Below are 13002 nucleotides of genomic sequence, written 5' to 3' on the forward strand. Positions count from 1 at the left end.
TTGGATCGATTCGCTTTCTGCGGGAGATTAGCGGACCTAGCGACGGTTCGCGGACTACCCCCGATACTGTCGGAGGGGTCGACTAGCGTGGGCCGGCTATCTACCGGGGAGGACAAACAGTGCTGCTTGAAGAGTTGAAGCCTGGCCTGCGCATTGACGGGCTGATCCCAGCCCAGGTGATCACGGTGATCTTTGCCCAATGGCATGGCACCGACGCTCTGGAGCTGACCTACAAGACCAACGACGGCGCACTCGGTCAGCAGGTCGTGTTCCGCAAGGACCAGGACACCCTCACAGTCGCCCAGACCGGCAGCCGCGCATTCGATGCCAACGCCACCGACTTCAAAATGGTCGCCGAGGCGCAGCGAATCACCCTGGCCGGGCTGTTCGACCCCATGCTCGCCGTGGCAACCAGCGATGTCCGGCCGCTCCCCCATCAGATCCGTGCGGTCTACGGCGAGCTTCTCCCCCGCACTCCGCTGCGCTTCCTACTCGCCGATGACCCCGGTGCCGGTAAGACGATCATGGCGGGCCTCTACATCAAAGAGCTCCTGCTGCGCGACGACGTGCGTCAATGCCTGATCGTCGCCCCCGGCGGGCTGGTCGAGCAGTGGCAAGACGAGCTCTTCTTCAAGTTCGGGCTGCGGTTCGACCTCTTGACCAACCAGCTCATCGACGCCAACGTCAACCTGAACGTCTTCGAGACCAACCCACTGCTGATAGCGCGAATGGATCAGCTATCGCGCAACGAGGAGCTGCAGGCGCAACTCAACGAGACCGAGTGGGACCTGATCATCGTCGACGAGGCCCATCGCATGGGCGCCCACTACTTCGGCGGCAAGCTGGAGAAGACGAAACGCTTTCTGCTTGGTGAAATGCTCGGGCGCATCACGCGGCATCTGCTGCTGATGACAGCGACGCCGCACTCGGGCAAAGAAGAAGACTTCCAGCTCTTCCTCACACTGCTCGACCGCGACCGCTTCGAGGGCAAGCACACCAAGACCGCCAACACCGACGGCATCATGCGTCGCATGGTCAAAGAGGATCTCCTGACCTTCGAGGGCAAGAAACTGTTTCCCGAGCGCCGCGCCGAAACCGTGCCCTACGAGCTCACTGAACTGGAGTATTCGCTGTACGCCCACGTCACGGAATACGTGCGCGAAGGCATGAATCGTGCCGACCGAGTAGGCGGCAAACGCAAGAACACCGTCGGATTCGCGTTGACGGTGCTGCAACGACGGCTGGCCTCCAGCCCCGAAGCCATCTATAGGAGCTTGGTCCGGCGCACCGAGCGCCTGGAGCGCAAAAAGCTCGAAATCCTTAACGGCACCTACACCGACAAAGAACCCAGCATCGATCTTGAAGGCCTAGACGCCGACGACTACAACTCCGAACAGATCGAAGAACTCGAAGAGGAACTGCTCGACGCTGCCACCGCTGCCCAAACCGTCGAGGAACTCGACGCCGAACTCCTCGAACTAGCCGAGCTGACGACCGTTGCCAAGCAGGTCCGCGACTCCGGCACCGACCGCAAGTGGACCGAGCTCAGCAGAATACTGCAAGACGAAGCGCTGACCGTCGACGCCAACGGGTGGCCTCGCAAGCTCATCATCTTCACTGAACACCGCGACACGCTCGACTACCTCGCCGGCCGCATTCGGACCCTGATCGGCAAGCCCTCCGCCGTGCAAGCCATCCACGGCGGCGTGCGCCGCAAGGAACGGCGCATGATCACCGAAGAGTTCACCAAGAACCGCGACTGCCAGATCCTGCTGGCCACTGATGCCGCCGGCGAGGGTCTCAACCTGCAAGCCGCCCACCTGATGGTCAACTACGACCTACCGTGGAACCCCAACCGAATCGAACAACGCTTCGGCCGCATCCACCGCATCGGCCAAGAAGAAGTCTGCCGGCTGTGGAATCTTGTTGCCAGCAACACCCGGGAAGGTGCGGTCTTCGAACGCCTGCTGGAAAAGATCGAAGAACAGCGAAAGGCATACGGCGGAAAGGTATTCGACGTTCTCGGCGAAGCATTCTCCGAGACACCGCTCCGGGACCTGCTGCTGGAAGCGATCCGCTACGGCGACTTGCCCGAAGTGAGGGCGAAGAGAGACGAAGTAATCGACCACACTGTGGGCGACGGACTCAAGGACCTGCTCGACGAACGCGCCCTGGCGTCGGATCATCTCGCCGACGCCGATCTGGCCAAGCTCCGCGCCGCCATGGACGAAGCCCGAGCCCGCCGTCTACAACCGCACTACATCGAGCTCGCGTTCAAAACCGCGTTCACCCGACTTGGTGGGCGTATCGCCAAACGCGAACGTGGTCGCTACGAGATCGCCAACGTCCCAGCGCAAATCAGAGCCAGTAAGTACCAACCGATCGCGACCAAGTACGACCGAGTCGCCTTCGACCTGGAACACGTGCACTCGGAGGAACTGACGCGCGCCGACTTGCTCGCACCAGGACACCCGCTGAACGACGCGGTAATGGACGAGGCGATCCGGCATTTCGGCGGCACGCTCAACAGCGGCACGGTGCTCGTGTCGGCGACGCTGGACGAGCCCCATTTGCTGGTCGGTGTCGTGGAAGAGGTTGCCGACGCCACCGGTGCCGCAGTGTCCAGACGATTCGGCTACGCCTATGTCGACAGCCTGGGCACCGTGGCGCCCGCCGGGCCTGCGCCGTATCTGGATTGTGTCGCCGCACCGGATACGCCGGTAGTTGCCGCGGCGCGTCAACTGCCGTGGCTTGCTGAGGCCGAGGACCGCGCCACCAGCTGGATCATCACCACCCAACTTCCCGAGTACTTGGCCGAGGTGCAGCCGCGACGTTCTGCTGAGTTGGCCAAGTGTCGTGAACTGGTCGTCAGAAGGCTTGAGGGAGAGCGTGACCGAATGCTCCTGGACGCAGCGGTAGCCGCGGAGAAGGAGCAGGCCGGTGTCAAGTCGAAGGAGACTGCGGAGAGCCTCAACCGTAAAGCCGTCGAACTCGACGCACGACTGCGCAAGCGCTTGGACCTGCTGGAGAGACAGGCCTTGATGTCGACGAAGCCGCCCCGCATCATGACGGCCGCGCTGGTCCTGCCGGTAAACATGCTGGACGGTGACCTGCCGGCGTCGGCACCGATGCATGCCAAGGAGACCAAGGAGGTTGAGCGCCGCGGTGTCGATCTGGTGATGTCGACGGAAACAGCAGTTGGCCGTACACCGGTCGAACAATCATTCAACAACAAGGGATTCGACATTCTATCCACGGACGCCAACGGTGACACTTACAGAATCGAGGTCAAGGCCCGCTTGGACGGGGCCACTGACTTCTTCGTCACTCACAACGAGGTGATGGTCGGCAAGAACGCAGTCCCTCGATACCGCCTAGCTTTGGTCAAGGTCGACCCGCGGGGGCCAGGCCATGACGACGTGCGTTATCTCGACAACCCGTTCGCCTCGACCGATCTCGGCGACTTCGACGCCACCGGCGTCCGTGGCGACTGGAACAAGATGTGGAACAAAGGAACTGAACCCTTCTAATGACTTCTGACAATCAACCGCCGAAGCGCAAGCTGATCGAAGTCGCACTGCCCCTGGAAGTGATCAACCGGGAATCGGCCCGTGAGAAGTCGATCCGGCACGGCCACCCCTCCACCCTGCATCTGTGGTGGGCGCGTCGTCCACTCGCCGCGGCCCGCGCGGTGCTGTTCGCCCAATTGGTCGACGACCCGTCCTCGCGTCCCGAGGAGTTCCCCTCTGAAGAGCTGCAGCGAAAGGAACGCGAGCGACTGCACAGACTCATCGAACGTCTTGTCCTGTGGGATAATTCTCAAGACACGAAGCTTCTCGCCGAAGCGCACGCCGAAATTCTGCGGTCCACGGATGGCAATCCCCCGTCGATCCTCGACCCCTTCGCGGGTGGCGGAACCATTCCGCTCGAGGCACAGCGACTTGGACTCGAGGCGCACGCATCTGACTTGAATCCCGTTGCAGTGCTGATCAATAAGGCGCTGATCGAGATCCCACCGAAGTTCGGCGGATACTCACCAGTGTCACCGGGCGTCGCGGGAGAGCAGCTCACCCACCCGTGGCCTGACGCTACCGGACTTGCCGAAGACGTACGCCGCTACGGCAATTGGATGCGCGACGAAGCCGAGAAGCGCATTGGTCACCTCTACCCGAAGGCACTCTTGCCGAATGGATCCCGAGCGCCTGTGATTGCCTGGATATGGGCACGCACTGTCACTTGCCCCAACCCCGCCTGCCGCATCGCGATGCCGCTAGTGCGCTCTTGGTGGCTTGGCAAGAAGAAAGGAAGGGAAGCGTACGTCGTACCGACGCTAATCAGCGGTGCAATCCAGTTCACCATTGGACACGACCCGACAGCTGCGCCCGCGAAGGAGAACGACGGAACTGTACGCCGCACAAGTGCAACGTGCATTGGTTGCGGAGCCAATGTTGCACTGGACTACATCCGCGCTGAAGGCCGAAATGGGCGCATGGGCTCACAGCTCATGGCCACCGTTGCTCAAGGCGATAGCACTCGCCTCTACCTCAGCCCGACACTTGAAGACGAAGCGGCAGCGGAAGTCGAGGTGCCATCTGACGTGCCGGACGGTGATGTTGCAAGAAATCCTCGTTGGTTTTCGACTCCCGCATTTGGTTTGACATCATTCGCTGACCTTTTCACGCCAAGACAGCTCACCGCACTCACCGCTCTTAGCGACTTGGTTTCGGGAGCTCGCGAGAAGGTGCTCGCCGACTCCGTCGCGGCAGGTATGTCCGAAGGCGACCGTCTAGAAGCTGGTGGTGCTGGGGCTGTGGCGTACGCCGATGCAGTTGCCACATATCTTGGATTTTCGGTGTCCAAAGCGCTAGCCCGCAACAACACGATGTGTGGTTGGGAATCCGGAATGGACAGACTCCGAGGGTCGTTCCAGCGCCAGGCGATCCCGATGACATGGGACTACGCCGAAGCAAACCCATTAACTGGAAGTGGAGGCGGGTTCACCGCTGTGGTCCAATCTGAAGTGGAAGTTCTCGACGCTTTGGTTGGAGGCCGCGGAGGACACACGATTCAGGCGGATGCCGCTCGTCGACCCTATACCGGCATGCTCATCTCAACCGACCCTCCTTACTACGACAACATCGGCTACTCCGATTTGTCGGACTTTTTCTACGTTTGGCTACGCCGATCACTGCGAACGATCCACCCAAGGCTGCTTAGCACGATGCTGGTGCCCAAAGCTGAAGAGCTCGTAGCCAATCCTTACCGCCACGGAGGCAAAGCCGGCGCCCACAATTTCTTTGAGCAGGGATTCCGGGAGGTTTTCCGGCGAGCACGCGAAGCCGCGCTTCCCGATTTCCCGATCACCGTCTACTACGCATTCAAGCAGTCGGACACGACCGAGAACGGAGAATCCTCATCTGGTTGGGAGACATTGCTAGAAGGAATGATCGGTTCTGGGTGGGCAGTAACCGCCACGTGGCCAGTGCGTAGTGAACTAAGCAGCCGAATGATTGGATCAGGGACGAATGCCCTCGCTTCATCGATCGTCTTAGCGCTGCGCCCGCGACCACAAGATGCCGCCAGCACTGACCGTAGGCAGTTAGTTGAGGCCCTCAAGGCCGAACTGCCAGCCGCACTCAAAGAACTGCAGCAAGGCGCAATTGCGCCAGTAGATCTCCCGCAGGCAGCGATTGGACCCGGTATGGCGGTGTTCTCCCGCTACTCAGCAGTGCTCGAACCCGATGGCTCCAAGATGTCGGTTCGGTCGGCGCTGTCGCGGATAAACGAGATCCTCGATCAGGTGCTGAACGAGCAAGAAGGCGACTTCGATGCGACAAGCCGGTTCGCGATCGCCTGGTACCGCCAACACGGCTACGACACTGGGAATTTCGGGGACGCGAACAATCTCGCCAACGCCCGCAACACCACGGTCGACGCGATGGACCGCGGCGGAATTCTAACCAGCCGGGCCGGCAAAGTGCACCTCATCAAGCCTTCGGACCTGAACACGGACTACGACATACTCGCGGACCTCCACACCAGCAACTGGGAGGCACTGCACCATCTGATCAAGACACTCGAAGGCGAAGGTATCGGCCCAGCGGGTGATTTCTTGCGCACTGCTCTGAGCCGCCCCGACGGTGCTGTCGATGCTGACCTCATCAAAGAGCTGGCGCACCTGTTGTTTCGCATCGCGGAGAGCAACGGCTGGACCAAAGACGCGTTGAGCTTCAACACTCTGGTCACCAGTTGGCCAGAGATATCCGATGCCGCACGAACGGACACATCTGCAACCAGTTCTCAGAGTGCGTTCGACTTCGATGAAGGGGACGACTGAAATGGGTTTCCTCACGCCGATGTACGAGCTGGGTGAGTATCTGAAGTGGACTCGTTCTGGCGAGATCCAGTTGCCGGACTTCCAGCGCGGATACAAATGGGAAGACGAACGCATCCGTCAGCTCTTGGTGACGGTGCTGCGCGGACACCCGATGGGTGCGGTCATGCTGCTGAAGACCGGCAACTCACAGGTGCGGTTCAAGCCGCGCGCCATCGAGGGTGTCCACCTCACCCCAGGCACCGACGCGAAATACCTTCTGTTGGACGGGCAACAGCGTCTGACATCGCTGACGCAAGCCCTCAGCGGGAACGGTGTGGTTGCAACGAAAGACAGCCGAGGACGGTTGCTCGACCGGCGCTACTTCGTCCACATGGAAACCAGTCTCAACGACTCGAACCGCGTTGACGAGGCGGTGATCTCGGTACCGGCTGACGGCGTCGTTCGGTCGAACTTCGGCAAGGACGTGGAGCTCGATCTCAGCGACCAGGGCAAGCAACACAAGCACGGCTTTTTCCCGCTGAATCTGCTTTACGGGGACTACATGAGCTGGATCCTGGAACTGCAGAACCCAGCGCTAGGCAAACACTTTCATGACAAGTTCATCAAGCAGTCGACCACCTACGACATCCCCGCGATCATCTTGGACGAGGACACCGACAAGGCGGCCGTGGCCACCGTCTTCGAGAAGGTGAACATTGGTGGCCTGCCTCTCAACGTGTTCGAACTGCTCACCGCCGTCTTCGCCGGCGACGCCGACTACTACGCCAAGAGCGGCGAAGACTTCCGGCTCAACGACGACTGGCGGGAGACCCAACTCAAGTGGTCGTCCTACCCCGTGCTGGCGGCTGTCGAGAACACCGACTTCCTTCAAGCGGTCACCATGCTCACCACCCGCCAACGCCACCTCGCCGACACCTCCGACCGGCCGCCCGCCATCTCAGCCAAGCGCGAGGACGTCCTGAAGCTGACCTTGAGCGACTATCTGCAGTGGCGTGAACCTCTGCGCGAGGCTTTCATTTGGGCATCGACATTCTTGGCTGACCGCCACATCTTCGCACCACGAGACGTGCCCTACCCCAAACAGCTGGTTCCGCTGGCCGCTATCAAGGTGGTGCTGGGCAAGCAAGCAGATCTGATCAGTACGAGTGAACGTCTCGTCCGCTGGTACTGGTGTGGCGTGCTCGGCGAACTCTACGGATCGGCAATCGAATCACGGTTCACCCGTGACATCGAGATGGTTCCGCCCTGGGCCACCGACGGCTCGTCGCCGGTGCCGAGGACCGTACAGGACGCCAGCTTCACCGAATCCCGCCTGCACTCGCTTCGAACACGCAACGCTGCTGCTTATAAGGGTCTCGCCGCACTCATCCTTGCCGGAGGTGCTCGGGACTGGATGGAAGACAAAGCGCTCGACAAGGTTCAGTACGTCGACCTTGCGGTCGACATCCATCACATCTTCCCCCAGAAGTGGTGCGACACCAATGGCATCGATGCAGAGCACCGGGAGAGCATCGTCAACAAGACGACGATCAGCGCGCGAACCAACCGGACGATCGGCGGTGTCGCCCCGTCTGCGTACCTTCCGGTGATCGAGACGCGAGCACAAATTGACTCGACTCACCTCGACGGCCTTGTGGCCACTCACCTTATTCCGGCCGACTTCCTCCGCCAGGACCACTTCGAGAACTTTTTCCGTACGCGGCGCGAATCGCTGTGCGAGCTGGTCGAAAAGGCGATCGGTAAGGCCGTGCAGCGAGACATCGACTTGGGATTCGCCGACGAAGACTCGGCACAGTTTGAGCCCGAAGAGTTTCCCAACGACGCAGGCCTGGAGAACGACTGATGGCGCTAAGCAACCGCGACCGCATCGACCGCATGTTCCAGACGATGGCACCGCCGCTGGATGACTTCATCGCTTCGGTGATCGGGCAGGGCGATCCAGCACTCGGAGCGGCCTGGACGAAGCTGGTTCAACTCAAGGATGGGAAGAAGGGCGCGCCGTCGGACAAGACCTACAACCCACTCGACCCTCAGGTCCAGTTCCGCATCCTCACCGAAACGAACATCACAAACGGTTTCAAGCCGGGTTGGTACCCGTTCAGCCAAACACTGGGCAAAGCCGGGGAGTCCTTCGCCATCGAACTCCGCGAAGTCCGCAACACGTGGGCCCACAACGGCACCTTCAGCGATGACGACGCCTACCGCGCGTTGGACACCGGCGAGCGACTGCTCAAGCTCGTCGGAGCGGCAAAGGAGGCCGACGAGGTTCACGCCATCCGCCTCAACCTGCGCCGTGTCACCGCCGACAAAGACGACAAGAAGACACTCAAAGCCGCCGTCGACAACCCCGAGGCTGCGGGCCTCAAACCCTGGCGCGAAGTGCTGCCACCCCACCACGACGTCGCCACAGGGAACTTCGCCGCCTCCGAATTTGCCGCCGACCTTTACAAAGTCGCCTTCGGCGGCGAGAAGGATTCCGGCTATGCCGACGCGGTTGAGTTCTTTCGCCGCACCTACCTCACCGAAGGCCTGACCGACCTCGTCGGCCGCGCAGTCCGCCGGCTCTCCGGCGACGACAACGCACCGCCTGTTATCAATCTGCAGACCAACTTCGGTGGCGGCAAGACACATTCGATGCTCGCACTGTGGCACGTCGCCGCAGGACTGCCCGTCGGGCAGTTCCCCCAGGACACCCAGGAACTGCTGACCAAGAACGGCTACACCGGTGCCAAGGTCAACCGGGTCGCCATCGTCGGCAACCACTTCAGCCCGGCCGGCACGACCAAGGACGACGGCACCCACGTCAACACCATCTGGGGCGAGCTCGCCTGGCAACTCGGAGGCGCCGAGGCCTACGCTCTGGTCGCCAAGGCCGACGGAGATCGCACCACACCCGGGGAGGCGCTCCACGACCTGCTCGCGAAGTACTCCCCCGCGGTCATCCTGATCGACGAATGGGTCGCCTACGCCCGCTCACTCGTCGGCCGCGACGACCTGGCCGGCGGTACCTTCGACGACCAGTTCACCTTCGCCCAATCCCTCACCGAGGCGGCAAAGGGCACTTCCGGTGTTCTGCTGGTCATTTCCATCCCCGCGTCGGAAACCGGGGACGATTCGGACAAGATCGTCGTCGCCGGCAATGCCGAAGAAGTCGGCGGCGCGCACGGCCTCGAAGCGCTCAAACGACTGCAGAACGTCGTGCGTCGCGTCGCCGAACAATGGCGGCCAGCGTCCTCGGCAGAGGCCTACCAGATCGTCCGACAACGCCTCTTCGTCCAACCTGACGGTGCTGCACTCGCCTCCATCGGAGCCACCGCGCGCGCCTACGTCGACATGTACCGCAAGTACGCCGACGACTTCCCGCGTGAATCCCGCGACACCGCATACGAAGACCGCATCAAGAGGACCTACCCCATCCATCCTGAGTTGTTCGACCGCCTCTACGAAGAATGGTCCTCGCTGGAACGCTTCCAGCGCACCCGCGGCGTCCTGCGGTTGATGAGCACCGTTATTCACGCGTTGTGGGCCGGTGAGGACGCCTCGCCCTTGATCATGCCTGGGTCCATCCCGCTGGCCACATCCAACGTTAACGCCGAACTCACGTCCTACCTGCAAGATTCGTGGAAAGCGATCATCGACGCCGATGTCGACGGGCCAACCTCCGAGCCTGCGCGGATCGACAAGGAGAAGCCCGTCTTCGGTCAGCGGTCGCTGACCAAGCGGCTGGCTCGCACGGTGTTCTTTGGCGCCACTCCGACTATAGGGTCCGCGCACAAGGGCCTCGAAACCCAGCGGGTCTTCCTAGGCACTGCTGTTCCGGGTGATGTTCCTGGGAACTTCCATTCCGCGCTGACCCAGCTTGGTGACCGGGCCACCTACTTTTATTCCGGTTCGGGCAAGTATTGGTATGACCTGCAGGCCAACATTACTCGCACCGCCAAGGACCAGGCGGAGCGACTCCACAAGGAAGATGTCTGGGCCGAGATCGCCCGTCGCCTGCAGGGCCAGGCGAAGACTCGTGGGGACTTCGCGGGTGTGCACGTGTGCCCCGAATCGAACGGGGATATCCCCGACACCGACGAAGCCCGACTGATCGTCCTGCATCCGAAGGTTGCGCACAAACGCGGATCGGACTCTCCTGCTAGGGCGTTCGCACAAAAGGCAACCGAGCAGCGTGGCACCGCCAATCGAACCAACCGCAACATGCTGGTGTTTTTAGCCGCCGACGAAGCGCGGCTTGAGGAGCTCGACGCCGCTACGCGGGACTACCTCGGCTGGTCCCATGTGCTGACCAACGAGGCCGACCTGGATCTGACCCAAAACCAAAAGAATCAAGCGTCGACTCGGCAGGCGCAGGCCGACCAGACGGTGAAGTCGCGTCTGCTGCAAACGTTCACGTGGGCACTGGTCCCGTCACAGCCTGATACGAGCGCTCCATTCGTCGTGCGAGAAACGAAGGTCGAAGGCCAGTCCGAGTCCCTGGCCGAACGAGTAGCCCGACGACTCGGCAACGACGGCGATCTTTCCGTTCGGCAGGCCGCGGTAACGATCCGGCTCGCCGTCAACAAGGTGCCACAAATCTGGAAGGACGGTCACGTCACCCTCGGCGCGCTGTGGGGGCTGTACTGCCAGTACCCGTACATGCCGCGCCTGCGGGATCGGCGAGTTCTGGAGGAGGGCGTCCTCGACCTTCCGATGATCTGGGAAACCGACGCGTTTGCCCTGGCGACCGGGATCGACGCTGCCTCAGGACGGTTTGTCGGACTCTGGATCCCCGGAGACAGCCATTCAGCTCCTACTCCGGCGGACTCGCTGCTCTTGGTCCGGCCCGACGTGGCGATCCATCAGCGGAAGCATGAGGAGCCAACAGAAACCGATTCCGAGACCGACACTGAAGCTGGCAAGGGCACCGGAACGGGAACTGGGACTGGGACTGGGACCGGAACATCAACCGGCCCCGGCCCTATCGATATCGCGTTCACGCGGTTCTACGGAGTCAAGACGCTCAGCTCGGACAAGATCGCGATGGACTTCAAGAACATCGCCGATGAGGTAATCGCCAACCTTCGGGAACAGGGCATCAACCTGGTCGTGAAGATTGAGATCGAAGCAGTCGACTCAGGCGGCTTTGACGAGAACAAGATCCGCACGGTGTCGGAGAACGCGAAGACGCTGAAGTTCGACCAGTCGGGGTTCGAGAAAGAATGACCACCGGCAAGCTTGCAGAGTGGAGATGATGAGTTGTCCCGCTTCGCACCACGGATACAGTCGACGCCGCTTCTAGGCCGAATATTCGGGTCCGGCGGCGAACGCCGCACCGACGAACTCGACAAGTGGCTCGAGGAGACACTCAAGCGCGAGTTCAAGGTTGACGCCATTGAGCGTGACGAGGACGGTGACATCCCCATTCCCCGCGGAAGCGCGCTTGTGTACGTACACACTGCGGATGACGACCCTCCGCGCATCGAGATCTTCTCCCCGCTGCTGGAGGACTTCACCATGCGCCCCGAGGTGTTCGCGGCAGTCAACTCCATCAATCGAAATACACCGCTCGCCAAGGCATACGTCGACCCAGACAACGTACAAATCGTGCTTACCGCAGAGTTGTACATCTTCGACGAGCTGTCCCCCGATCAGCTCATGGCCACCATTGACCTCGTGGCTGACCGAGCGGACCACTATGACAGCCTTCTTCAGAAGCGGTTCGGCGGCAGAACCATGCTCGAGGACGATGAAGGCGACGAGTTCGATGTCTAACACACCGGGGCGGTTGCTCCGGCAGTTCAGTGACGAGATCATCGATCTGGCTGAGCAGGTGGTGCTCTCGACTGCCATCGTCAAGGGGCAGACTCACGATTTCGAGGAAGGTAGTGGGTCCGCGTTCGTCTACGACGTCGAACACCTCGTCACAAACAATCACGTGGTACAAGACCTCGTTGAACCCATCTACGTTCAGCTTCCCGGCGCGCAGCGGGCCGAGGCACGGGTAGTCGGGCGCGACCCTTTGACCGATCTGGCGATCCTTCGCGTGGACCCGCAATCTGCTCAGCCACTTACGATCTCACCCCAGGGGGCCCGGCTTGGCGAACTCTGCTTCGCATTCGGCAGCCCTTTAGGCGAGTTCCCGGAGAGCATCAGCATCGGCATCGTGAGCGGACTGAAGCGGAGCCTTCCCACCGGCGACAAGCAAGCGATCTTTGACGTCATCCAGACGGACGCGGCGATCAATCCGGGGAACTCCGGGGGGCCGTTGGTGAACGTCGACGGTCAAGTCATCGGCGTGAACACGGCAGCTATTCCCGAGGCCGACGGCATCGGCTTCGCAGTTCCCGCCGACACCGTTGCTGAGGTCGTCCATGAGCTCATCACCTACGGAGCGGTCGAACGCGCGTCGCTCGGAGTGAGCGTCGCACGTCGGGCCGTCAACCGCGCACCCGGTGGCCATGCTCTTGTGGTGACCGCTGTTCGCGATAATTCAGCGGGCCCTTTCGAGCGCGGCGATGCCATAGTCGCTGTCGGCGATCGCGACATCGACTCGCAGAACGATCTGCTGCGCGCGCTGCGGCGAGATGTCGCCAATCGAAAGGTCTCAGTTGTTGTCCTGCGTGGTGACCACGAAGTTTCGATTGAGTGTCGCCCCCGCAGCGTACGAACCTTCGGCTGAC

General features: G+C 61.5%; 6 protein-coding genes. All 6 read left to right on the forward strand.

Annotated features, from left to right (window positions below; translation table 11 throughout):
* Window positions 1-119: 119 nt before the first annotated feature.
* The 6 genes from G6N61_RS14235 to G6N61_RS14260 are packed head-to-tail and all read left to right on the forward strand — an operon-like array spanning window position 120 to window position 13001.
* Window positions 120-3530: a helicase-related protein gene (locus G6N61_RS14235; RefSeq protein WP_163919110.1), complete on the forward strand. Its 3411-nt coding sequence runs from the start codon at window positions 120-122 to the stop codon at window positions 3528-3530.
* On the forward strand, window positions 3530-6337 hold the full coding sequence (locus G6N61_RS14240) for a DUF1156 domain-containing protein (protein ID WP_163919111.1): 2808 nt from the start codon (window positions 3530-3532) through the stop codon (window positions 6335-6337). Before G6N61_RS14235 ends, G6N61_RS14240 begins: the two co-directional genes overlap by 1 nt.
* Window position 6338: 1 nt before the next feature.
* On the forward strand, window positions 6339-8180 hold the full coding sequence (locus tag G6N61_RS14245) for a GmrSD restriction endonuclease domain-containing protein (protein WP_163919112.1): 1842 nt from the start codon (window positions 6339-6341) through the stop codon (window positions 8178-8180).
* Entirely contained in the window at window positions 8180-11545 is a 3366-nt protein-coding gene (locus tag G6N61_RS14250) for a Swt1 family HEPN domain-containing protein (RefSeq protein ID WP_179973625.1), read from the forward strand. The genes G6N61_RS14245 and G6N61_RS14250 overlap by 1 nt, the downstream gene beginning before the upstream one ends.
* A 33-nt stretch (window positions 11546-11578) precedes the next feature.
* Window positions 11579-12094: a T3SS (YopN, CesT) and YbjN peptide-binding chaperone 1 gene (locus G6N61_RS14255; RefSeq protein WP_163919113.1), complete on the forward strand. Its 516-nt coding sequence runs from the start codon at window positions 11579-11581 to the stop codon at window positions 12092-12094.
* Window positions 12069-13001 carry a S1C family serine protease gene (locus G6N61_RS14260; RefSeq protein ID WP_235887536.1) on the forward strand — a complete coding sequence of 311 codons (933 nt, stop codon included), beginning with the start codon at window positions 12069-12071 and terminating at the stop codon, window positions 12999-13001. Before G6N61_RS14255 ends, G6N61_RS14260 begins: the two co-directional genes overlap by 26 nt.
* Window position 13002 lies beyond the last annotated feature (1 nt).

It is taken from the genome of Mycolicibacterium arabiense, assembly GCF_010731815.2.
Taxonomy (GTDB): Bacteria; Actinomycetota; Actinomycetes; order Mycobacteriales; family Mycobacteriaceae; genus Mycobacterium; species Mycobacterium arabiense.

Excerpts from the sequence above, each read along its gene's own strand:
- G6N61_RS14245 (WP_163919112.1), top strand. The coding sequence starts at position 6,339 with ATGGGTTTCCTCACGCCGATGTACGAGCTGGGTGAGTATCTGAAGTGG.
- G6N61_RS14240 (WP_163919111.1), top strand. The coding sequence starts at position 3,530 with ATGACTTCTGACAATCAACCGCCGAAGCGCAAGCTGATCGAAGTCGCA.
- G6N61_RS14260 (WP_235887536.1), top strand. The coding sequence starts at position 12,069 with ATGAAGGCGACGAGTTCGATGTCTAACACACCGGGGCGGTTGCTCCGG.
- G6N61_RS14250 (WP_179973625.1), top strand. The coding sequence starts at position 8,180 with ATGGCGCTAAGCAACCGCGACCGCATCGACCGCATGTTCCAGACGATG.